Source organism: Paenibacillus allorhizosphaerae, assembly GCF_042659105.1.
Taxonomy (GTDB): Bacteria; Bacillota; Bacilli; order Paenibacillales; family NBRC-103111; genus Paenibacillus_G; species Paenibacillus_G allorhizosphaerae.
Window position 1 is genome coordinate 167806 of sequence record NZ_JBHSRV010000002.1, and the last position, 24654, is coordinate 192459.

17 protein-coding genes are annotated in these 24654 nt (G+C 55.7%); 13 read left to right on the forward strand and 4 right to left on the reverse strand.

The annotated features are described in order from the left end of the window. The first annotated feature begins 13 nt into the window (after positions 1-13). The 6 genes from ACFQI7_RS09410 to ACFQI7_RS09435 all read left to right on the forward strand — a co-directional run bounded on the left by ACFQI7_RS09410 (position 14) and on the right by ACFQI7_RS09435 (position 6926). Positions 14-1000: a Gfo/Idh/MocA family protein gene (locus ACFQI7_RS09410; protein WP_218099510.1), complete on the forward strand. Its 987-nt coding sequence runs from the start codon at positions 14-16 to the stop codon at positions 998-1000. Between the two features lie 10 nt (positions 1001-1010). After that, positions 1011-2039, forward strand: coding sequence for a Gfo/Idh/MocA family protein (locus tag ACFQI7_RS09415; RefSeq protein ID WP_218099511.1), 1029 nt, complete (start codon positions 1011-1013; stop codon positions 2037-2039). A 205-nt stretch (positions 2040-2244) separates the two neighbouring features. Further along, positions 2245-3150, forward strand: coding sequence for a Gfo/Idh/MocA family protein (locus ACFQI7_RS09420; protein WP_218099512.1), 906 nt, complete (start codon positions 2245-2247; stop codon positions 3148-3150). Positions 3151-3172: 22 nt separating this feature from the next. Beyond that, entirely contained in the window at positions 3173-4588 is a 1416-nt protein-coding gene (locus tag ACFQI7_RS09425; protein ID WP_377516770.1) for an MFS transporter, read from the forward strand. 189 nt (positions 4589-4777) lie between these two features. After that, positions 4778-6007 (forward strand): polysaccharide lyase 6 family protein, encoded by a 1230-nt coding sequence (locus ACFQI7_RS09430; protein ID WP_218099514.1) that lies wholly within the window; start codon positions 4778-4780, stop codon positions 6005-6007. Positions 6008-6287: 280 nt separating this feature from the next. Beyond that, a complete protein-coding gene (locus ACFQI7_RS09435; RefSeq protein ID WP_218099515.1) occupies positions 6288-6926 on the forward strand; it encodes a rhomboid family intramembrane serine protease in 639 nt (212 codons plus the stop codon). Between the two features lie 101 nt (positions 6927-7027). Here the strand turns inward: ACFQI7_RS09435 and ACFQI7_RS09440 are convergent, their stop codons facing one another. The 4 genes from ACFQI7_RS09440 to ACFQI7_RS09455 form a co-directional block, all read right to left on the reverse strand. Then, entirely contained in the window at positions 7028-7798 is a 771-nt protein-coding gene (locus ACFQI7_RS09440) for a C40 family peptidase (RefSeq protein WP_218099516.1), read from the reverse strand. Between the two features lie 92 nt (positions 7799-7890). Next, the gene (locus tag ACFQI7_RS09445) at positions 7891-9561 is read right to left on the reverse strand and encodes a hypothetical protein (RefSeq protein WP_218099517.1); all 1671 of its coding nucleotides are present in this window, start codon (positions 9559-9561) and stop codon (positions 7891-7893) included. Between the two features lie 104 nt (positions 9562-9665). Continuing rightward, positions 9666-10628 carry a hypothetical protein gene (locus tag ACFQI7_RS09450; protein ID WP_218099518.1) on the reverse strand — a complete coding sequence of 321 codons (963 nt, stop codon included), beginning with the start codon at positions 10626-10628 and terminating at the stop codon, positions 9666-9668. Further along, entirely contained in the window at positions 10621-10782 is a 162-nt protein-coding gene (locus ACFQI7_RS09455; RefSeq protein WP_218099519.1) for a hypothetical protein, read from the reverse strand. The genes ACFQI7_RS09450 and ACFQI7_RS09455 overlap by 8 nt, the downstream gene beginning before the upstream one ends. A gap of 184 nt (positions 10783-10966) precedes the next feature. Here ACFQI7_RS09455 and ACFQI7_RS09460 point away from each other — a divergent pair, with 184 nt between their 5' ends. Genes ACFQI7_RS09460 through ACFQI7_RS09490 form a run of 7 tightly spaced genes read left to right on the forward strand, consistent with a single transcriptional unit; the run spans position 10967 to position 24654 of the window. Continuing rightward, positions 10967-12724, forward strand: coding sequence for a vWA domain-containing protein (locus ACFQI7_RS09460; RefSeq protein ID WP_218099651.1), 1758 nt, complete (start codon positions 10967-10969; stop codon positions 12722-12724). A gap of 18 nt (positions 12725-12742) precedes the next feature. Beyond that, positions 12743-16132 (forward strand): tubulin-like doman-containing protein, encoded by a 3390-nt coding sequence (locus ACFQI7_RS09465; RefSeq protein WP_218099520.1) that lies wholly within the window; start codon positions 12743-12745, stop codon positions 16130-16132. A gap of 44 nt (positions 16133-16176) precedes the next feature. After that, positions 16177-18582 (forward strand): hypothetical protein, encoded by a 2406-nt coding sequence (locus ACFQI7_RS09470; protein ID WP_218099521.1) that lies wholly within the window; start codon positions 16177-16179, stop codon positions 18580-18582. Beyond that, positions 18569-19852 (forward strand): vWA domain-containing protein, encoded by a 1284-nt coding sequence (locus ACFQI7_RS09475; RefSeq protein WP_218099522.1) that lies wholly within the window; start codon positions 18569-18571, stop codon positions 19850-19852. Before ACFQI7_RS09470 ends, ACFQI7_RS09475 begins: the two co-directional genes overlap by 14 nt. Positions 19853-19875: 23 nt before the next feature. After that, positions 19876-20517 (forward strand): hypothetical protein, encoded by a 642-nt coding sequence (locus tag ACFQI7_RS09480; RefSeq protein ID WP_218099523.1) that lies wholly within the window; start codon positions 19876-19878, stop codon positions 20515-20517. Positions 20518-20532: 15 nt separating this feature from the next. After that, on the forward strand, positions 20533-21795 hold the full coding sequence (locus ACFQI7_RS09485) for a TRAFAC clade GTPase domain-containing protein (protein WP_218099524.1): 1263 nt from the start codon (positions 20533-20535) through the stop codon (positions 21793-21795). Then, positions 21796-24654 carry a GAP1-N2 domain-containing protein gene (locus tag ACFQI7_RS09490; protein WP_218099525.1) on the forward strand — a complete coding sequence of 953 codons (2859 nt, stop codon included), beginning with the start codon at positions 21796-21798 and terminating at the stop codon, positions 24652-24654. It begins immediately after the preceding gene.

A 24654-nucleotide genomic window follows, 5' to 3' on the forward strand; every position in this document is an offset into this window, starting at 1 on the left:
GAGTTCTTCGGCCATGAGTTACCGCGTTGCATTGGTAGGGGCAGGAGGCATTGCCGCCAGGCATCTGGAGGCGCTCGCGAAGACGGACCGGTTTCGGTCCGTTTCCGCCGCCGATCTGGACCGGGACAAAGTCGAGAAGCTGTCGGCCCAGTACGGCATTGGGCCCTATACCGATTACAAGGAAATGATCGAACGGGAAAAGCCGGATATTGCGGTCATCACGCTTCCCCATTTCCTGCACAAGGAAGCCGCTGTCTTCTGCGCGGAGCGGGGCTGCCACATGCTGCTCGAGAAGCCGCTGGCTTTGACGCTTGCGGAATGCGACGATATTGCCGAGGCGGTAAGGCGCAGCGGCGTCCGTCTGCTGGTAGGCCACACGCAGCACTATATCGCCGAGAACCGGAAGGCGAAGCAGCTGATCGAGCAAGGCGATTTAGGCGCGCTAGTCATGATTAACGATACGCGTCATATTCATTATTACCGGGATGACCGTCCGGGCTGGTTTCTGGAGAAAGAGAAGGCGGGAGGCGGAATCCTCTTCAATCTCGGATCGCATTCGATTGACAAAATCCAGTGGCTTTCGTCCATCCGGATTACCGGGGTCAAAGCGGTGCTGTCCCATTACGGTCCAAGGGGCGACGTGGAAGGCAGCGGGCTCGTCTTTATGGATACGGACGCCGGCGTCCCGGCGACGATTGCCCAATCCGGCTACCCGGGTGCCTCAAGGAATGAGACGGAATTTGTGTTTACAAGAGGCATGCTTCGAGTGGCGACGGGGCAAAGTCTCTGGATCAGCGACGGCGGGGAATACCGAAAAGTCCCGGTTGATCCGCAGGCAGCGCCTTTTGTGCTGCAGTTTGAGGACTTGGCACGCTACATCGATACAGGTATGGAACCGGAATGCGGACTGGATTATGCGCGCAGCGTTGTCGCCGTAACGGAAGCGATTTATCGTTCTCATGAACAGAAGTCGTATTGCATCGTACAAAACGGTAAATGAGGTGAATCGAATGGCGGATAAATTAAGATTCGCGATCGTCGGGGCCGGCGTGATCGCTCCGTTCCATGCGAAAGCGATTACGAATAACCCGAACGCCGAGCTGGTGGCGATTGCGGATGTGGAGCCGGCGAAAGCGAACAAGCTGGCCGGGGAACACGGCGTCGGGACGGTCTATGCCGAATATGAGCAGATGCTGAAGAACGAGGACATCGACGTCGTCAGCGTCTGCACGCCGAGCGGCCTGCACGGAGAAGTCGCCATTGCAGCGGCGCAGGCGGGCAAGCACATTTTCTGCGAAAAGCCGCTGGAGATTACTTCGGCGAAGATGCAGCAGATGATCAGTGCCGCCGAGCAATATAACGTGAAGCTGGGCTGCGTGTTCCAACGGCGCGTCATGCCTTCGTCGCTTGTCGTCAAGAAGGCGGTGGAGGAGGGCAAGCTGGGCAAGCTGGTGCTGGGCGACGCTTACTTGAAATATTACCGCAGCCCGGAATATTACCGCAGCGCCGGTTGGCGCGGCACGTGGGCTCTGGACGGCGGCGGCGCGCTGATGAACCAGGGCGTTCACGGCATCGACCTGATCCAGTGGCTTATGGGCGACGTCGAGTCCGTCTTCGCGCGGTCGGCGGCGCTTGTGCGCGATATCGAAGTGGAGGATACGGCGGTCGCGGTCGTTAAATACAAATGCGGCGCTTTTGGCGTCATCCAGGGGACGACCTCCGTTTACCCGGGGCTGGAAACCCGCTTCGAGCTTCACGGGGAGAACGGCTCGATCATCTTTGCCGACAGCGGCATCAAGCAATGGAAATTCGCGAACAGCGACGAAGCCGCCCCGGACGCGGGCGCTTTCGTGAGCTCCAGCAGCGATCCGAGCAAAATTGCCGACAGCGGCCATTATGTGCTGTGCGAGGATTTGATTCAAGCGATCCGCGAAGACCGGGAGCCGCTCATTTCGGGCAAAGAGGCGAAAAAATCGGTCGATCTCATTCTTGCGATTTACGAGTCGGCGCGTACCGGCAAGGAAGTCTTTTTGGCGTAAAGCGCTAGGAAGCCAGCATTTCGATGGAAGGCGCTGTATGCGCTTATGATGCATGCTTCCCCAGCGAAGTTCAGCTAATGCTTACGAAGCCAGCTTTCCAAAGGAAAGCTCGGCTAATGCTTACGATGCTAGTTTTCCAAAGGAAAACTCAGCAAATGCTTACGATGCCAGCTTTCCAAAGGAAAGCTCTTAGGAGGTTAAAACCATGAACAACATATTAAAAATCGGCATGATCGGACTGGATACATCCCATGTCCCCGCTTTTACAAAGCTATTGAACGATTCCGAAGCGCCATACCACATCCCCGGAGGCCAGGTGGTCGTAGCCTTTCCGGGCGGATCGGCGGACTTTGAACTTAGCATCTCACGTGTAGAAGGGTACACGAACGAATTGCGGGATAAATACGGCGTGCAAATCGTCGAGTCGCCTGAACAGGTGGCGGAACGCTGCGACGCCATCCTGCTGGAATCGGTGGACGGGCGGGTGCACCTGGAGCAATTTCGGCGAATCGCGCCGTACGGCAAACCGGTTTTCATCGATAAACCGTTTGCCGTCAGCTCGGAGGATGCCAGACAAATCGCCAAGCTGTCGCGTGAGCACGGCGTGCCGGTGATGAGTGCATCGGCGCTGCGGTTTGCCGAAGCGCTGCAGGACGCGAAGCGCGTAACGGATCAAGGCGACGTGATCGGCGCCGACTTTTACGGGCCGCTGGCGCTGCAGCCGACGCAGCCGGGATTGTTCTGGTACGGTGTACATACCGTCGATATGCTTTATCAAATCATGGGCGGCGGCTGCGTGGAAGTCATCGCGGCGACGCAGGAGGATCACGACGTCATTACCGGCTTCTGGAAGGACGGCCGGATCGGAACGATCCGCGGCAACCGGAAGGGCAACAATAAATTCGGCGGTGTCGTGCATCGGGTGAAGCGTACCGATTATATCGACGTTTACGCCAATCCGAAGCCTTATTATGCGAGCCTTCTTGAGCAAGTGATGGAGATGTTCCGCACGGGACAGCCGGGCATCGACCTGGAAGAGACGGTGGAAATCATCCGTTTCATGGAAGCGGCCAATGAAAGCAGAAGCACCGGAAAGCGGGTCCCCATATAAAATCGGAGGATGTGAACGGCTGATGGAAACGGCGAATCCGCACCGTTGGAAAATAATCCACATCGTCAATGCAGGCACGTTCATGTCGACGCTTGATGTCGGCATCGTCAACGTATCGCTGCCCGCGATGGCCGACCAGTTTGGAGCGCCCTTATCGATCGTTCAATGGGTCGTCACCTCGTATCTTTTGATACTGGTGGCGGCTTTGCCCGTTTTGGGGCTCGTCTCGGACAAAATCGGCAGGCACCGCGTTTATAGCCTCGGCTTTCTTGTATTCGGCGTCGGCTCGTTTATGGTGGCCGTATCCGGCGGCATGGCGGTCATGCTGGCGTCCCGCTGCGTGCAGGGCTTCGGCGCAGCCATGATTATGGCGAACAGCCAGGCGATGGTTCGGCAAGTGTTTCCTGACAATGAACGGGGCAGAGCACTCGGCATGAACGCCGTTGTCATCTCGATCGGCACCTTGTCCGGGCCTGCGTTGGGCGGGCTGCTAATGGGCGTGACAGGTTGGCCGGCTTTGTTCTGGATGAACGTGCCGATCGGCGCGGCCGCTGTGGTACTGGGGATGCGGTGGTTCCCAAAGTCGGAAGCAGGAGGAGGCAAGCAGAGGCTGGACTACGGAGGAGCTTTATTGCTCTCCGTCGCAGTCGCTCTGCTGATGATGGCGACCACGGATACCGGATTTCAAAGCGGATCATGGGGAGCGGCAGGACCGGCGGTCATAGGCGCATTCCTGCTTGTCCTTTTCCTTTGGTACGAAAGCCGGATCGATTACGGTGTGCTGGACCGGCGGCTTTTTGCGATCCGGCCCATATGGACCGGCAATGCATCCGCTTTTATTATCCATTTGGCGCAGATGGCCGGCCTGCTCCCGCTGACGTTTTATATGCAGCAAGTGCTCGGCTTCGCGCCTTCACAAACGGGCCTGTACTTGGCGCTTCAGCCTCTGGCGATGGGCATCACCGCGCCTTTGGCCGGCTGGTATAGAGACCGACGCGGGGCGTTGGCGCCGCTGCTGCTCGGGCCTGCGCTTTGCGCGGCGTCCATGCTGTGGATGGTGCTGCCGCAGACGGTGTCGCTGACCGGCATCGTGCTGCATCTTACTCTGTATGGCATCGGCATGGGGCTTTTTCAAGCAACAAATAACGCCGAAATGATGAGCGCCGCTCCGTCGTCCAAGGTCAGCTTGACCGGAAGCCTGCTCGCTTTAATCCGGTATCTCGGCATGATCGGCGGGGTAGCGCTCGTAGCACTGCTCGTAGGCGACATGGGAGGTTCCGTCGTCAGCGCAGAGGCGGTGACCCCCTGGGTCCGGCTGTTGTTCAGCGTGTGCTTCCTGCTCTGCCTCGGAGCGGTAGCGATCGGGCTGCTCCGAAGGAGACCGACCCCGAAGTTATCGGATGCGCGAACGAATCATCCGAGCTCGAAAGCTACGTGAGCCGGCAAGCGAACCGATATTTGGAAGCTATAAAATATCTCGTCATCGTACGCGGGTTAAAGCCTTCGGAAACGAACATTGCAAATTTGCCCGAAACTCAACTTTCGTCCGATACTCATCGTTTACAACATCTCCCGGCAAGCGTTATCATGAAGCCATGGAAAAGTTAGCCAGACAGGGAGTGGTCTTATGAATCCGTATCGATGGGAAAAAGAACCGCGGGAAGGCCCGGGCATCGTTCATGTATCCGATTCGCAGCAATTAGCTGAAGCATGCAGCAACGCGGTTCCCGGCACAACGATTATTATGGCGACTGGCGAGTATGACGGCTCCGAACCGTTCAAGATTCGGGCCAAAGCGACGATTGATGCGCCGATTACGGTAAAAGCAGCGAACCGGGGCAAAGCTGTCATCACGGGAGAGGCGCGTATCGAGCTTCAGGAATCGGCTTATGTCATGATTGAAGGACTAACATTCGCGAATACGGGGCATAGCGCCGTTCACTTGAACAACTGTCATCATATCCGTCTGACCCGCAACACGTTTGCGCTTCGGGAGGATGGAACCGAGCTCAAGTGGCTGCTCATCAGCGGTGCGGACAGTCACCATCACTGGGTCGATCATAACGATTTCGGTCCGAGACGCGACAAAGGAATGTATGTGTCCTCCAACGGCGGGAACGGCCAAATGTCGCAGTACGACGTATACGAGTACAATTATTTTCATGGCTCGGGACCGTCGTTTCCGCGCAGCGAAGGCGAGATCAAGGCGATGCGGATCGGCTTGTCGGGCGTGTCGATGTCGGACGGCTATAATCTCATCCAATACAACTTGTTCGAACACTGCGACGCCAATCCGGAAATTATTTCGGTCAAAAGCTGCCGTAACGAAGTAAGATACAATACATTCTTGAATTGCGAAGGGCATCTGACTTCGCGTCACGGCCACCATAACAGCTTCTACGGCAACATTTTTATCGGAGACGGAAAGCGCAAAGGGATGGGCGGATTTCGCATTTACGGAAACGATCATCGGATTTACGAGAACGTGTTGGAACATTTGACCGACTGGGCGGTCAATGTAGACAGCGGAGGCTATGACGGCGGACCGGAAGGCGACGTGTACACGAAAGAGGTATTGACGGCGCATTGGCGAAATTATCGCTCGGAAGTAAGCCGAAACGTAATCTCGGGAGGACCGGGAATCGTCGTCGGGGGGATCAAGACGTACGAGCCGGTAGGCGTCAAGGTGACGGACAACATCTTCATAGACGGCAACGGGCCTAGTGTCACCGAAAAAGCCGGAACGAATACGATTGTCCAAGGAAACCGCTCGATCGGCGGCGATGAGCCGTTACCGTCGTTTCCGTCGGGGAGAAAGCCGCTAACGAAATCGGAGACAGGCCCCGATGCTCCATAAAATAGTGAAGGCCGCGTGGACGCATGCTCCATGCGGCTTCTTTCGTGTAAACGTTGATCACGTTGCGCCTGGTGAATGAGATGGTTGCAAAAGCTTTTCGCAGCTTAAAGGATTATTGATCGGCAGCTACGCTTTCCATCCATGCTGCTCACCCTGCGATAAAACTTTCAACGGCATGGGAAGTGCAGTCGCAGATCGCGTCCTCATCGTCACGTGTGCGCAGACGCATATAAAGCTATAATAGGAGTATACATAAGAAACTTGTTTAAGGGGGAGCAGCGTGTTTTTACGCAGAGAAAGCTTGAAGCAGTACATCCGGTTGTACCCGGTGACGGCAACCATTATCGTCATTCATCTCCTCGTCATGGCCGCGATGGAATGGTACGGTTCGTCGAAGGACAGCGTCACCTTGCTCCGATTCGGAGCGATGTTCGATCTGCCCGGAATCGAGCCGGAACCTTGGCGTCTCGTCACGTCCATTTTCATTCACATCGGTTTCGAGCATTTGTTGTTTAACAGCTTCGCGCTATATGTGTTTGCAGCTCCGCTGGAAGGAATGATCGGATCGTGGCGGTATGCGCTGTATTATTTGGCATGCGGCGTGATCGGAAACGTGGCCAGCGCCTGGCTGCACTCCGACCATTATATCGGCGCGGGGGCATCGGGTGCGATCTACGGCGTATATGCCGCTTACTTGTATATGTCGGTATTCCGCAAAGACTTGATCGACTACCAAACGAAACAAACGGTACGGACCATTGTCATCGTAGGGTTCATCTCGTCGATTATTATCCCGAATGTCGATCTTTACGCACATGCCGGCGGCTTCGTCGGCGGACTGGCCGTGTCCGCCTTGATGACGCTGTTCATCAAGCGAAGACGGGAGGGAAAGTCCGAGGAAGAACAGTTTATCGTATAATTCATGACCACAACCGCCGCACAATCCACATGCCCTTATAAAAAAATCCGAAGAGCCGGCTCACTTTTGCCGCGGCACTTCGGATTTTTTCGCTTCATCGGTCAGTCGAGCACCCCGCCGCCGAACAAAAAACGATACTCGAGATGTTTCCACCGGATGACATCGATCCGCACGCCTCCCGTTTCCTTGGAAGCGCAATGGATAAGCTTGCCGTTCCCCAAATAAATGCCCATGTGGCTAATCGGTTTATCTTCAGGCTTCAGCCCTTCGTAATCCGAAGCATGCGGCCCGAGGAAGCGTGTAAAGAACAATAAGTCTCCGCGGCGGGCTTGGCTTAAGTCGGTGTACTGTCTTCCCGCAAATGCCTTGACATAAGCCGATTGGCTTCTGGAATCCCACGGTAAGTCCATGCCGAGCGCACTCAGATATACCCATCGCGTAAAGTCCGAGCAGTCGAAGGTGGAAGGTTCCAGCCGATCGGAGCCGTATTCGTAAGGGGTGTGCAGATAAGACTTGGCCATTTCGATTACATTGTCGGCATAATTACCCCGGATCGGTTCGATGCTCGGATTCGGGAACACTTTGATCAGCGGGAAACCGTTCGGATCAAGCAATGGCGTCTTCCTGACAGGTTCGTTCTCCAAACTCCGCATATGGCTGGGGAATAAGATGCGTTCGACTCCCAAATCCCCAACCTTCAACGCTTCGTCATGTTCGATGACGGATAGCTCCGACATTTTCCCGTCCGTTTCGAGTTCGTCGGCCGGAAGCTTTTCTTCTTGAACGGATTGCTGCCGAATCTTCGCGGAGGCGCATCCGTTAAGAAGGATGAAGCAGCATAGGCACGCTGCCATAAAAGTAATATTTCGCATGATCCAACCCCTTGCATACATAATGAGGTTAGGATGCCAATGATTCTCATTTATTATGAGCGGAAGTAAATTTCAGTTATGATCTTTCATATTCAAGGATAATTTGCTTCCAGCACTTGAACCCTGTACACGTTTACCGTTTGGCTGCCGATTTTCATTTCCTCCGTTCCTGCGTACATACCCGTAATCAGGGCGGACCCGCGCTTCCAATTCGTCTTCCCGCTGCCGACCAGGTGCACATACCGGTTATCGCTTTCACCGAGCGCATTCGAACCGTCAACCGTGACGATATCGCATTCGAAGCGTACATTCTCCGCTTTGACATCCGGCAAGTCGGATACGGTAACTAGTTTATATGCTGTCTGCTGCTGCGGCTGCTGAGTTTGCTGCACTTTTCGCAGCCCGCCGTCGCGGTATTCATACAAAGCCTTGCTGCCCGGCCCTTCCCCGGCGGGGCTATCGAACTGCACGGCTCCTTTGCGGATGGCCGTATATCCGTCCGCCTCGATATCCAATAGCATCCGCAGCTCCTGCGGCTCCGCCTCATAGAGGATATAACGGGCTTTGCGGCTCTTGGATGCCGCTTCCAGCAGCAGCATCGGAGAAGCACCGGAGCTGATCGAATCCGTCAGCTGAATCGAAGTGACGGTAACCCCTTTACCGACCCCGATTTCCGTCTTGCTCACCGTGCCGTCTTGCATCAGGCGTGCCAGGATCAGCGTTTTGTTCTCGGCCAGTCCCGCAGCGACCGCTTTGGCACCCCATTTTCCTTTGACATGAACCATGTACGAGAAATCCCGGTCCTCGCCGGCCGCTTTGCCCAATAACCGGGCGGGTTCCGTTTCCATCCAGCGCTGCTCGGTCTCTTGAATCTCTTTATCCGTATTCTGGTAGCTGCCGAGCAGCGTGTACAGATCGACGGCGTCCTGAAATTTTCTCGAGTCGGCAAGCTGGCGGGCGCGGGCCAGCAGCTTCTGGACGGAGGAGCGGACATACGCATCCGTTTTGGAGCCCGGCTTCACGACTGCCGGATGCTCCTGGAGGAGGCGGACGTTCCCCAAAAAGCCTTTTACATCGTTTTTATCCAGCTGGCTGGATAACACGTTTTGAATAAACGGCTCCACTTTGCCTGCAATCCACGAGCCGTCGAGCCGATAGCCCGTATACAGCTGGAGCAGCTTGTCGCTCTCGCTCAATGCTTCCGTCAAAGCCGTTCCTTTGAGCGCGCCGTTCAGCCGGGCTTGGCCGTATTTTAGCGCCAGCCGGTTCAGTTCCGCATGTTTTGTCTTCTCATCCGGATAATACGCCGCAGGAATTTGCGCCAAGAAAGCAAGCAGCCGCTCGCCGTCACCCGCGTTTTTATTCGCCGACCAGCTTTCCAGTCCCGCCGTCAAATTTTTCTTCACCTGGGCGAAAGCGTCGGACAAGCGCTGCTCCAGCCCGTATTCGGCTTCGATTTGCGCAAACGAGGAACGTGTTTTCTCGTCTTGAGCGGCAACGGTTTGTTTCATCTGCGACCATTGTTCCGCTGCTGTAGCCAGCGTCGGCACATCGCTCACGTTCCGTGCGGCCTCGATATCCGCCGAGAGCCGCGCCTCCGTGCGGTGCATATCCGTGACAGGGCGCAGCGCCGACAAGGCGGCCGCCGTCTCGCGTTCTTTATAGTCGATTGCGCGCATCGACTGTACGCGCACAAACGCATCCTCCGCCTCGAGCAGACGGCCTTGAGCTTGCAGCTCGACGGCATGCGCATAAGTCTTCATTTTCGACCACCCGTAAACTAATTTCCATCCCGACAGGACGAGCAGAATGACAAAAAAGACAAAGGCGGCGTTACGATACCGCCGGGAGCGCTTGAAAGTGAAATTCATTGGAAGTTCGCATCCTTGCCTAAAATGGGTTCGAATTCGGCGTCATTGCCGTACATTCGTTCAGCCTCGTCCATCGCCTTATCAAACAGCCTTGCGTTGCGCCTTGAGGCCGGTATGTCTTGAAGCAGGCGGCACAGCCGGAGCAGCCGGTCTCTGGAAAGCGCGCCGACGTGATCCGCGATCAAATCCGGATACTGCACGACGTATTCTTTGACGCGCAATGCGGCTCCGGCCAATTGAGCCATGGTTTGCGGTCCGATCGCAAGCGCTTCGATTTCGGGGCGGTAACGCCTTGCATAATCAAGCATGTCCCGGCGGATGAGCTCGGGTTTTACTTTGCAAATTTCGTTCACATACCGCACGAAATCGGGGTCGAACGCTTCGGGAATGAGCGTGCCGAGCTCCAGATCCATGTCGCGCCGCAAAATAAATCGGTTCAAGCAATAAATTTTGAGCATCTTGATTTGATCGCCTTTGAGAAAATGTCCGATCTCCCGCAGCTTCAAGTAAGCGGACAGCTCGTCCTCCGATTTCAAATCGCCCGCGGCATTTTCCGCGTCCAGCAGCATGCCGTCCCGCACTTGCGCGCTTTCCTGCTTGAGCAAATGCAGCAGCGTGTGCCGTTCCCGTTCCACGGCGTACCGTTTGCACAGCCAGAAGTAAACGGCGACGAGCAGCAGGCCGACGGCAAGCGAGACGGACATTTGCAGGGCATTGCGTGCAAACACGAAACCGGCGAGGCCCGACGCACCCAGCAGCAGCGCATCCCGCAGCTTACCGTGCCGAAGCACAGTTCGGGCGATGTCGGCGACTGGACGCCCGCTGTGTTCCGCCTCACAGTTGAGGCATGTTTCCAGCCCGAGAGAGGAATAAGCGCCGCAGCGGACGCACTGCTTCAGCCGCTCGTAGGCATGGCGGGTATGTACAAGTTGTGGGAATTGAACGGCCTTTTTATTCATGACGAACCTCCTGGTTCAAAAGTTGCAGCAGTTCGCGGTCGATTTGCTCCGGCGTCAATCCACTGCGTTTCCACTTCACAAACCGGACGGTACGGAAAACGGCGAAAGCCGCTCCGGCGGCAAGGAGCACATAAGTAAACATCGACATGAGCATCTTGACTTCTTCCTTTCCGTGTGATATTGAACCTCAAAATCTTAAGAATGTTATAAGAATTGAAACCTAGCAATTTGAAAAACCAAACGTTAATATGATTAAATAACGACAACGAGTCCTATTTTACTACCACCTTTTACAAATTACTACATCAGGGCTCAATAGAGGAGGAAAGCATCGCGTGATGAAACGAAAGAGCCTGCTGCAGTGGGCCGCAGCCCTGTTGATCGCTCTATCCATAACGATACCGCAGACCTACGCCGCTCCGGCGGCATCCGATACGAGAATCGATGCCGTGCTATCGGTGGATGTGAGCAATTCCATGAATGAATCCGACGTCAATAAAGTCAGCTATGAAGCGATGAAGATGTTCATCGACATGGCTTCCGTCCAAGGGGACCGGATCGGCGTCGTCGCTTATACCGACCAAGTGATGCGCGAGAAGGCGCTGCTTAAGATCGGGGGAGCGAAAGATAAAGACGAGCTGAAAAAGTTTATCGACCAGCTCGCTTTGGGACCTTATACCGATCTGGCCGTCGGCGTCGACGAAGCGGTAAAGGTGCTGGACAGCGGCGCCGAGCCGGGACATGTCCCGCTCATCGTGCTGCTGACCGACGGCAACAATTCACTCAGAGCCGGGCAGACGCAGGAGAAGTCCCAGGAAATACTGAACCAGGCGGTTCAGAAAGCGAAGGGTAAAGGCATCCCGATCTATACGATCGGCCTGAACGCGGACGGGCAGCTCAACAAGGACGAGCTAGACCGCATCTCCAAGGAGACGGGCGGCAAAATGTTCGTGACGAGCACGGCGGACAAGCTCCCGGAAATTTTGAGCGAAATTTATGCCAGCCATCTGAAGCTGAAGGTCGTGCCGCTCCCCGGCTTGACGGCGAACGGCGATTTTCAGAACGTTGTCGTGAACATACCGACCGCGAGCGTGGCGGAAGCGAACATATCGATCATGTCGCCGAATCCGGTGGAAGTGAAGCTGAGCGATCCGGCTGGCAAGGAGCAGCCGATTCCTTCGGACCGCATCGTCTATTCCAAGTCCAAGGCATACTCGCTTATCAAGATTTTAAACCCGGCCCAAGGCGATTGGAACTTGAAAATCAAGGGCGTGTCCAAAGACAAAATCGACATTAATTTAATTTATAACTACGAATTGAAGGTGTCGATGGTTCCTTTGTCGTCTATATCCTATAGCCCCGGCGACTCGGTTCCCGTGAAAGCTTATTTGATGTCGAACGGGCAGAAGGTGAACGATCCCGGTCTATATAAAAACGCAAAAGCTTCGCTTGTGCTGACGGACCTCGATACGAAGAAGACGACGGAGTCGCCGCTTACCTCGAATCCGGACGGAATCGAAGGAAGTATCAAGGTGCCGGAGGCGCATGATTACGAGCTGAAAGTGAAAGTGGAAGACGCCAATTTCTTGCGCGAATCGGAACCGGTTGCCATTTCGGCCAAAAAGCCGGCTTCGCAGTCTGCTCCGGCGGAGACGTCTCAGGAAAACGAGGGACGCTGGCTCAAGTTATCCGCTTGGGGAGGCGCACTGCTTGTCGTCATTGCGGCGGCTTTGGCCGCTTTGGCTTACTGGAAAAAGGCGAACCGAGGCTTCGTCGGGCAGCTCGTCGTCGAGATTCGGGACGAGGACACCGGCGAGCGAACTTCGCCCCAATACAAGAAGCTGCACATATTCAAAGGCAAATTCAACCTCCATCAGCTGCTGCAGCTTGCGCCCGACTATGCCGAAACGGCCGACATCGTATTCCGGCCGGGACGCGGAGATACGCTGAACGTAGTCAATAAGTCCGGCTGCGTCATGGAAAAAGGGGGCCGTGCGTTCGAAGCGGAAGGCGGCAAAGAAATTTTTGCCCGAGATTGCATCAAAATCACGCTCAAAAACGTCAATAAAGTAATAACCTTGGAATATTTGAAATAAACAGGGGGACATGGACCTATGAAAGCCGTAGTCAAAGAACATATACAGCAGCTCGACGTCTCTTTGGGCGGGGGCATCATCAGCGAGAAAATACGGGTCGACACGATCGACAACCCGATGCTCGTCATCGGGCTCGGGGGAACGGGGATCGACGCGCTGCTGCGCCTGAAATACCAGATCAACCGCCGGTTCAAGCTGCCGGAAGATACGATGACGAAGAAGAAGAAGGATAAGCCGAACAACGTCGAGTTTCTCGCCATCGAGACGAACGAGCATGACCGCAACAAACGCTATAAGGGCGTCGGGCTCGACCCGATGACCGAGTTCGTGCTGCTGTCCAACCCGGAAATCGGCAGCGTGCTGCAAAACCGCAGCGTGCTGGAGCCGTACATAAAGGAATGGCTGTCCCCGGAGCTGACGATCACCGACGGGATCAACGGCGCTTCCGGCGTCAGACAAGCCGGGCGTCTGCTCATGTTTACGAAAATCGTCCACGTCGTGCAGACGATCGAGCGTAAAATCAAGACGCTGTCCATCGGCACGAACAAGAAGCTGATGGTATTCGTGCTGACGGGGCTGTCGGGCGGCACCGGGAGCGGCTGCTTCCTCGACATCGCCTATATCGTCAGAGGCATCATGGAGCGCGACTACGGCTCGGCCGGCGTCGATAAAGTGAACCTGCTCGGCTATTTGTTCGCGCCCGACGTGAACCTCGCCAATAAGAGCTTGACCGAGCATTCGCGCGAATACATCAAGAAAAACGGCTATGCGGCGCTGAAAGAGCTGGATTACTGGATGAACGCGGACGAGCGGGGCGAGCGGTTCAAGCAGCAATATGCCAGCATCTTGACCGTCGATTCGCCGATGCCGCCGTTCAATCTGGCGCATCTGATCTCGGCGACCAACCTGGAAGGCAAGCTGCTCGAGAACGCCTACGATTACTGCATGAACGTGACGGCGGAGAACATCACGAACTTTATGGCCAGCGAAGACAAAGGCTCCGGCGAAGAGTTCGCGATCCACGATTACATCAGCAACATCCGCACCAACATCAACCAGATGCCGAAGGCGTACGCGGCTAATTACCAATACAACATATTAGGCGCTTCCTCTGCGGTGCTGCCGATCGAAGAGATGACGACGTACTTGGCGTACAAAGTATTTCAGCGTATGGAAAAAATGTTCACAGCCGGACCTTCCCAGGAAGATGTGGAGAAGCTGGCGCGCAAGCTGAATCTCGATCCGGATTCCGTTCACCGTGAATTCAACAAGCAGGTGCCGGAGCCGCTTCCGGGCTATCAGAACAGCGAGCGGTTAAGCTACGCCAACGTCATCAAGCAGCAGAACGTAAATATTGACACGGAGCTGGAGCAGCATTACTTGTCGAGGGCGCGCGAGGAATACATCAAAAGCCGCAGGCAGCTGCCGGGCCAAATCAAAGAGGTGTTCACCGAGCAGATCACCAAAGTGTTCATTCATCCGGAGCAGGGGCCGTTTTACGCCTCGCGGATGATTTTGCAGGATAAAGGCTTCTGCCTGCTGAAGCTGATCTCCTCGTACATCGAATCGCTCAAGGAAAGCATTTACCGGATTCCGCGGGATATCGAATATGCGGAAGAGCAGTCGCAGCAAAAAATGAGTGAAGCCCGCAGCGCGTTCATTTCCAAGGACCGCAAAAAGGATGCGTACATCGAGGCGAAAATCGGAGAATACCTGCTTCACGCCGACCGCGAGCGGATGGAGCAGATGGTCGAGTTTTACGAGGATTTGTACAATTTGATCAATGCGGAGAATTCGCGCTTGTATCAAGTATTTACCGAGCTTTTGAGCGAGCTGAACCGGATCTTCGAGAAGAACGGCAACATTTTGACCAGCGGGCAGGAGGAAGTCGACCATAAAGGAAATCGTACGTATTACTGGAACGTCGTAAGCGTACCGGATATGGCGAAGCTGATCGGCCAGGTCATGGACGAGAAGAACGTGAACGATCTCATCCGGGATTTCACGCAGGAGCTGCTCAGCAAGTCGAACCAATGGACGAAGGAGCAGGAAGTGGATGTGATCGGCTCGATCTCCGACTTCCTGACGCAGCATTTCAGCGATCTCATTACGAAATCGATGGAGGAGTACCTGGTCATTAAATACGGCCAGGAAGATTCGATGGAGAAGCTCGTCGAGCAGCGGATCGCCAGCCGTCTTCACGAAGAGGCGAAACCGGTGTTCCATCTCAGCAACAGCTCCGGCAATTTCAACTTCCCGTCGTGGGGATTCGTCTCCGTTCCTGTGAAGGCGCCGAATATTTTCAAGGGCATCCGCAATTTTCAGGACAACGCCATCGCCAACACGCGGTTTACGATCAAGGAAAGCCAGGTGAAAAACCGGATTTTCTGGCTCAATACGCAGAACGGCATCCCGCTGTTCTTATACACGCCGATGAAAGTGTATGAGACAAGCTATGAGCGTACGATTCTGGAGCCGGAGGGCATCGGCCGCCATCTCGTGCAGACCGACAAGGTCAACTGGACTTACCTGCCGTCGCCGATTCCCGAAAAATCTTGGGGCGATACGTATGAAAACGGGCGCGTGCGTACGTTCAACGCGGAAATCAGGGAGCTGTTCGACAAGGCGCTAAGCCAGGGTATCATTCGGGAAAAGGGATCCGACAGCGGGACGATCAACCGTTACGCCTGCACGTTCACGAAGCCGCTGGATCTCGGCCGCTTTCTTGCCGCGTACAATCTGCAATTGACCGCACAGAAGCCGAATCTAGGCGAAGTAAGCCGCTGCGTGAACGATTTGAAGGCGCTCCTAGCGGGCGGACTCGAACCGGCCGGCGGCAAAGATATATTCGGCAGCGTAAACGAAGAGCTGGCCAAAGAAAATCTCATTCGTTACCCCGAGCTGCAAAAGCGGATCCGGGAGGAACTGGACAAATACGAGCTGATTAAGCTTAAGATTGCCGAGCTGGAGCAAGTACTCAGCCGTCTGCAGGACGAAGAGAAGCTGCTCGCCTTGTTTATCGAAGCGATGTACACTTCGTCGATTGCGAAGAAAGGGGCTCTGTACGTTTATGACCACGACGCGGACGAAGATCCGTGGGACGCTTTCGTCAATTTGATGCAGGTTAACAAATTTGTGGAGTTTGAAATCTTCACGAAGCTGAGCGCATTGGAACCGAAGAAGATGGGGCTGCTGCAGCGCAAAGCCGCGAAGCGCAGCCAGCAACTGGTCTCTTCCGAAGACATCAGCGCGCTGGTGGCGAAGCTGAAGGAGATGAGCACCGCATTCCAGGAAGCGAAGTCGGCGCTTGACTACGAACGTTCCGAAATCGCCAACGGCGAAGCGATGTACCAGTTTTATAAGCAAGTTTCCGTCAAAGTGGGCGACATCGTCAAAAAATTGGCATAGCACACGAATGCATGCATTAGCGCTGAAGAGAAAGGGGAATGCGGATGAGCCTGCGTGAAAAATTGACGGCGTTCGCGGGTGATTACGCCGCCGAACTGGAGCATCGGAGCAGCGGCGAAGATGCGCTTTCCACCATTTACCACCCGGTCGTATTCCTGTTTCTCGGCGACCGGACGGCGGAAGACGTGCGGCATGCCACCGACTGGCTGCAGCGCAGATGGCATAACGGGGCCGGAGCGATTTGCCTGCACGCAGGCATGTCGGTACCTGCCTCGGAAGAGCCTGTATACGGCTGGCAGCTTCCGGTTGCGGAAACGGGCTCGCTTTCTGAGCGTCCTGATATTCGCCGCCGGTTTTACGAGGATGACGGGAAGCTGCTGGAGCTGAACGTGACGCTCCGCAAGATGGTGAACAAAATCCGCGCCATGGGCCGGAGCTACGATAACTTGCAGCGCTTGAATATTGCGGTTGTCACCCGGCTGGACGATCCGTTCCATGTCTTGCTGCCCGACTTGACGGTATTGATGAAAACCGTCTTCGGCGAAAGCTCCCGCTCCGTAATCTCAGACCTGTACGTTTTGGCGGACGAGAGTCAGGAGAGCGAAGACTTCGCCTACCGCAGCGCCATCGGCGTCAGTTTGCTAAGAGAACTGGATATATATCAAAACCGGGAGTACCGTTACGAACAGCGGCTTCAGGTGACAGGGGAAGGCGTGCGGCTGCCTGCCGTACATCCGCCGTCGCCGCTGTTCGACACCGTGTATTGGCTGAGCAACAAGGATGAACGAGGGATATTCGTCGACGGCGGCATGCGCAGCGGCGCGGAGCTCGTCTGCCGCTTGAGCCTCCTAAAAAATGCCAGACCGGCAGGTGATCCCGGTTCGCCATCCGGTCCGGCGTTTGAATCGTACAATCATCAGCTGTTCAAGCAAAGCATTACGCCGGCTGACGCGCGAGGGGCCGTTTACGCGTCCGCGGGCTGCGCACAAGTGACTCGTCCCAATGCGGCGATCGCTTTATCGGTGCTGTATCATTACCAGAAGCGGGTGCTGCTCCGGCTGCGGGACAATGCGCAGGCCGGGCTCAGCCATGCGATGCCGCTGCTGCAGCTCGACCCGCACGATACCGAGCGCGAGGTACGAGGCTTGATGCCTGAACCGGAAGCGGCGATGGAAGGCATGCGCGGCTTGATGCACGCGGACATGTCCTTCGCGGACTTGAGGCCGATGACGCTTCGGCAGGCGGAACTTGCGCTGTTCGGGGATAACGCCCGATTATTTTTCGAGAAGAACATCGCCGCGGCGGCCGAGGCTGCTCTGGAGCAGAGCGATCCGGCGCGAAGGCTGGAGCGGCTGATAGACCAGAAGGTCATACAGGAGCCGGCTCTCGGGCTGTTCGGCGTGTACCGCTGGACAATGCCCGGGGAAGCCGGAAGCTTGTCGGAACAGCTCGACGAGCGCATCCGCCAGATGGCCGGCCGCATCGCGCAATGCCGTGTCGATCTGGAGATGGCGCGGGACGAGAAGGTCGAATATATCGTACCGGTCAAAAGTTCTCCTCTCGCATGGTTTAGCGGAAAGCCTTCCGTGAAGGAAGTGATCCGCCGCCTGTTAGACAACATCTACAGTCTGCAGTGGGAAATGGCTTTGCTTGAGCTGCACAGGAAACTGCTCGTTCAATACCGCGATAAGCTAAGCGAGCTGCATCGCAAGGTGAAGCCGCTTGTCGAGCGCTTCATCGGACTGGAACAGGAGTGGCTCAAGCTCAGCCGCAGCGAAGCCGCCGCTTTCGGCGGACAAGCGGGCCGCAATATCGACGAATATTACGGACACGTCGTCGAGCGTATTTTGAATGAACTGGAAAACCGGATGCACCGGTTGTTTTATTTCGAACATGCGCGTCTCGGCAATGCTTCCGTCTTATTCGCGGAGCAGGAAGAAGTGTGGCTGCTTCGGCTGACGGATACGGTGCGCAAAGACTTGTTCTCCCATGCGTTGTTCCATCAATCGTTCGAGGCGGAGCTTTTGGCCCGGGCGAATGTGACCACGTCGTATGATAATCCGCTTGTCTTGACCAAAGAAGACCTGTTCCGCGATATTTCCCGAACGCTGGATAGCGAATCGGCGATTCGCGCGGATGTATACCATTCGACGCACCGGCACCGCTATGAGGAGCAATATTACGCCGGCTATGTGCAGAGCGAATTTATCGGGTATGCGGTGAACGCCCAGCAGACGAACGGCTCCTGCAAGCTCGGATGCATCCATGAGGAACGGACGAGCAGCGTAGAAAAGATTCATTTGATGGGCGGCTTCCGCGGAGAAGATCTGATGTATTTCCGCCACGGCAAACGGTATTACGATTCATATGTAGAAAACGGATTTCAATTTCACAGCATCGATCCGAATGCTGTGCTGGAAAGGCAGCTGGGTAACGGTGAAACAGCGTAAATGGAATGCCCTCCTGACCGTCTTCAGCCTGGTCGGCGGGTTCGCCGGCTTTCTCACAGGCGAGTTGGTATTGGCCCGATGGGGGGGCGAATGGCATGAAACAGTATTGATGGGCGTATATTTCGGCCAGCTTGCCTTCTGGGTAGGGCTTGGCTGCCTTCTGGCGGAAATCATCGCTCCAAGACTGAACGGGCAAGAGTGGAGGCTGCGCTATGCCCGGGACGGATGGAAGTTCCTCGTTCCGGCAACCGTTGTCGTCCTGTTTGCGGCTGGAACGCTGCTGCAGTTTATATATGCTTTTTATTGGGACGGCCGAAAGCCGGTGCAAGATTATGTTCTTGTCATGGACCGGTCGGGGAGCATGAATCAGACCGATCCGAAGCTGCAAAGCATCGCGGCTGCGCAATCGCTGATTAAACGAATGGACAAGCAGAAGCGGGTGGCTGTTATCGCTTTTAACGAACAAGCGAATGTCGTGCAGCCGTTTGTCGGTTTGAAGGATCCGGCGAGCAAAGACCAAGCCGCAGCCCGCATCGCCTCGATGCCCGCCCCTGATGGGCAGACCGATATCGGCAAAGCGCTGTCGCTCGCCCGCGAACAAATCGACAACGGCGGCGGGCGCAAAGCGGCCGTTATTCTCATTTCCGACGGGTATAGCGAGGTCAATTTGGATCAGGCGCTGTCCCCGTTCGTCCAGAGAGGCATCGCGGTCGACACGGTCGGCTTCAATCCGGCCGATGAAGAAGGCAATCGGCTGCTGCTGCAGATCGCTTCCGCCACCGGCGGGTCGTTCCATAACGTAGAACGGGCGGACCGCATCGTGGAGGCGTTCGGAGCGATCTATACGGGCGACCGCGCATGGCACTTGGCCGGCGAACGTTCTGGCGAAGCGGCCGGCGACATATACCGCGGATGGATGCGCATAGGCATGCTGGCGATCATCGGCTCGTTGATGGGGCTTGCGCTCGGCATCATTTTCGATAACCGCTTTTTGGCCAAAAGCTTCATGATTGGCGGCATCGTCGCGGGACTCGCGGCAGGCCTTATTCTCGAGGCGGGATTGCAAAGAGGGATGGCGCATGCATGGTACCGGGCGGAAGCCGATCTTCTCCTTGCGCTTGTGCTGTCATTCTCTACGCTGCTGGTGGCCGTAGGCGATTCGGCGGCCGGACATACGCAGTCATCCGGATGGTTAGCCCGCAGGGGCCTGGGGGATGGGCGAACGGTGAAGAACGGCAGGCGCGCGAAAATCGGCAAACAATTCCGCTAACGCGATAGATCGGAGGACTTTATGTGCAGTGGGGCGATGTTCAGGAACCGTATCGGATTCGAAAGCTCACCTTCCAGCTGCAGGATACGGATTGCTTGCTGACTTGGCAGTGGCCGAAAGGCGTCGATTCCGTATACATCTACGGCTTTAACGGGGAAGAAATAGGACTGACACCGAATCACTTGCCGGAGCCGGAACGGATGAAGCTGTTCACGAGAGAAGAGTACAAAGCTCATTCCGGCTACCGGGTCCGGCTGGACCGGTTCGGGCGATGGGGGTACCGCGTGTTTCCCTGCCTGCCGCAGGATGGGCGAAGAACGGCCCTAAGGCAGTTGGACGAGGATAACCTCGTGTTCGTCCGTGCGGGGCGGGCCAAAATCCGCTGCACGGTCCGTTACGGAAACCGCTGGTTCGGCAAGTACAAGTCGGTTCGAATGGAATTGTACTGCGAAGTCCCTGTGCCGAAGGAAGCGTTATGTTATGTGAAGAAAGAAGGGGGATACCCCGCACATAAGGAAGACGGAATCGTCTACCCGTTCCTGCACGATTTTGCCGCCGGAAGAACGGTATTGCCGGAGGCGGAGATCGGACGAAACAGTTATATTCGCTTGTTTCTTTCCGACGGGCGAACGTACGGGGATTTATTTGAACTGATAACCGAGTAAGGGGGAGGAAAGCAAATGCTCCGTTTTTTGAAGCAGATGTTCGATAAACAGCCGCAAGAAAAAGAAAAGCCGGACTATTACAGCATCGTTTGCCCGCACTGCTTCAGCAAGTTCGAGCCGGACGAGGTGGTGTTCCGCGCCGCACATGTGCGGGAGGACGACGATGATTTCATGCTTCAGGAAGATGCGAAGCTGAATGAATGGCGGCGCAAATTCCGTCTGGCGGAGGCGGACATGGAGGCGGTCATCGAGCTTCATACGATTCCGGAGGAAAACCGGACATACGCCAGCAACATTGTTGTCGCCGTCACCGACCGGTATGGGGTAACCTCGAAGCGCAGGCTTTGCCCGAACTGCCATAACGAGCTTCCGATTTCCGCGGGCAAGGTGCCAAGCAACATTATATCGATCGTCGGCGCTTCGCAAGTCGGGAAATCCGTGTATATGACCTCGCTCATTCATACGCTGCAGCATAAGACCGCCTCTCATTTCAACGCAGCTTGCATGCCGCTGAGCGCGGAGATCAGCCGCAGGTTCCGGCAAAACTACCACGAGCCGATATTCGAACGGGGCAGCATGCTCCAGTCGACGAACCCGAACGAGCTGCAAGAGCCTTATATTTTTCAGTTCGTATTCAAAGATAACAGCGAGGCGACGCTCAACCTCGTATTTTTCGATGTGGCGGGAGAAGGCATGGTCGAGCGTAATTATCTTGACATTTATGCGGCGCATATCAAAAACTCGTCCGGCATTCTGTTTCTTGTGGACCCGCTGCAAATTCGCAGTATCCGCGACCGGATTCGCATCAAGCTCGGCGACGAGCAAGGCGAGTTCGCCAACCGGTACGACGAGCCGCGCGAAGTAGTCATCAGCTTGTTCGAAAATTTTATCGCGCATCAGCACGGCAGCAAAACCGACATCCCAACGGCTGTCGTTCTCACTAAAAGCGACATGCTGCAGGTTTTGAAAGAGGAAGACGGCGACTACATCCGGCCGAACAGCAACGTATTCCGCAACGTGACGCACAAGGGCTACTGGAACCGTACCGAATTTGAAAATATTAACGGCGAAATCAGCCGCTTTATCGAGACCGTGGACAGGCCATTCAAGGATGCAATGGATGTATATTTCACCGATACCGCTTATTTTGCCGTATCGGCGCTTGGGGCGAACCCGGTCAATCAACAGCTGGAGGGCGTGATCGAGCCGATCCGCGTGGACGAGCCGTTCATTTGGCTGCTGCATAAGCTGGACTATGTTCCGGGGAGAGATGCGTAAATGACCCGGACGACCGTTCAGCAGCATTATTTTACAAGGGAGCGGGAAGGCCTCTTTCGTTCCAATGAAGGCTTCGACACCGTTGCCAAGTCCAACGGGCTGGAGCCTGCATTTATTAAAAGCACACTGCATCCTTATTGTGCCTACAAGCCTCCGAAGGAGCTGTCGGAGCGCGGTGAAGCGGACGCGTCGCGGTATCCCGACTCTTTGGCCGTGTTCCACGCCGACGGCGGCGAGCTGGTGATTGGCCGGAGCGTATATGTCCCGGCGGATTTTACGGGGCAGCGCAGCGCGTTTTTCACACATCAGTATGTCATCCCCGAGGCCGGCAAAGAAACGTATATTCGCGAGCCGGAACGGCTTCTGCGAGTGAGCGGCTTTCAAAGCAGCTATGACATTAGCCAAGGCAAAGAGCTGCCCGAGCTGCAAGATGTACCCTATGACCGGCCGTTCGCCGCAGGAGAGCGGGATGTGCAGCTCTCGGGGCTTGGTGTGGACCAAACCCGGTTCCAGCAGCTCGTGCAAGCGGCAATGTCGTCCGTTGGCGGCAAGCGGCAAGTATATGTTGCGCTGAATTGCGACGTATCGGAGTACGCCCTGGAGGCACGCCGGTTAATGGAGCTGATCTATTGCTCCTTGCCGTACGCGATTCGGCGGCAGCTCGGCTTCATGACGTTTAACGGCGAGTCTGAAGGGAAGCAAAAAATTCACGTGACGTTTGTGGAGAAAGGAAGCTTCCGGGCGCAGGACCGCAATCCTTCGTTTGATTTTGCCGGCAACCGTTTCGTCAATACGGACTTGTCCGGGACAGGGCAAGTGTACCTCGACTTTGTATGGGAAAACCGTAACGATCCGGAACGGCTAACCGATCTGTTTGAGTTTTGCGACGAGGCGCTGCTCGGTACGGATGCGAAAGAGCGCTTGAAACCTTCCATCTACGAGCAGCTCGCCGTCCTGTTTGAAATCGAGCAGGGCAACCGCTCGCTGTACGAAAGCGACCCAGCGGGGCGTCTCGCGATGATTCTGTCGTTTTTATCGGCGGGAACCGTAAAGCAGCAAAGCCGGCTGAACGAGCTGTTCATCCGGCTTATGCAGAAGGAATCCGCGGCCCCGGCCCGCAGTCTGCCAACGCCCGAGTTGGTGCTCGCGCTGATGCAGTATGAGAAGGTGGCGGGCGACGATATGAAACCGCAGCTGCTGCGTTGTCTTGCCGGCTTCGTGCATCGGGTAACGGCCGCTTCGGGGGAAGACTTCGGGCAGGCAGCCTGGATCTACGATACTTTGCTGACCGATGACGCCGTTTTTGCTCAAGTGATCCGCGAGGTGTTTAAGGCAAAGGCGGACGAAGCGGAATCGTATGCGGCCTACCGAATCGGCAAAGCGGACTCGATCAAGACGGCGGTGGAAGAAATCGGATTTTGGCGGAAGCATGGCGAGTACATGCTGGAATCGGATCCATTCGCCAAGCATATCACGAATAAACTCGGGCGGCTGCTCAAGACGAACCGGGCAGGTCGATTGGAAGCGGCCGCGATATTGCATCATGATTTGCAGCGTATTGCAGGGCGAGAAAGCTCCGATCCGGTAGCGCGGCTATGCCTTTCTATCGGCATGGAGCTTCAAACGGATTTGCTGGAGCAATTCCGTTTGATGGAATTGTCCGGCATAAAGGAGCTTGCCACGCTCGGGTTTATGCTTGACCCTGTCGATGTAGAGTGGAGAAGCGGGCTGGGCAGCGGGGCTAGGCAGCTGCTGGATGAATGGACGGCCTTGTACAAGGTGCTGGAGCTTGGCAGCGGAAATGCGGCTCAGGCGCGCCAGCTGCTGCAAGAGCTGGGCCCTGTGGAGCTCGACCGAATGCAGGATGCCGCCAAACGATTATTTACGGAACGGCTCGAACCGGAATATTTCCGGGTCGTTCCCCATTTATTCTATGTGCCGCAATTCAGCGTTGCCTCCAAATACGACGCCGAATACGATTATTCCCGCATGCTGTCTTTCGTCGCGGCGCATTCCAAGGAAGCCGTCTACGATTTTCTGCTATGGTCTTTGGGCGATTCGCGTTTCGTGGAAAACAAAGGGCAGCTCAATCCGAATTACCGCGCGGCGGTAGACCGTTATTTTGACCGGCTGGACAAGCAAGCGGTCAAAAACAAACCGGTCATGAAAATGCTGCTTCATACGGAAAACGAAGCTTTTAACGCACTCATGCTCTCGGTTAAATTACGGCAGTCCGGACTATTGACCCGGTTTTATTACCGGAACCGCAAGAAGCTGATGCTGGCCGGCGGCGTGTTGATCCCGCTGCTGATCGTCTTATTCGCGTTCCGCACGCCGATTTCGCTATGGATATTAAGCTTCGGCCCGGCACCGACGCTGCAAGTGACGGCGATTCCGGAAATTTCCGATTCGGCATCGGTGCATGTATCGGCCAGCGCCAAGAACGGCAACCCGGACGTCAAAATTTACTTGAACGGTCATCCCGCCGGCGACGGAAAGATCGACACGGAAGTGCCGCTGCGCGAAGGCGCCAACGTCGTCGAGCTGTATGCCGTGAACCGCAGTGGGAAAGCATCGGAGCCGATCCGCAAAAATGTGGAATATACGATTCCGGCTCCCGCATTAACCGTAACGGAAATTCCCGAGTCTGTGAAAGCCGCGTCCGTTGCCGTGAAAGCAAGCGCTACGGACCGCAACGACCCGCAGCCGAAAATATACATTAACGGCGAGCTCGCCGGTCAAGGCAGCGTCAGCAAGTCCGTTGCATTGAAGCAAGGCGAAAATATGATCGAAGTCAAGGCGGTCAATAAAGACGGCAAATCGAGCCAGCAGCTGGTGAAGACGACTCGGACAAATTAA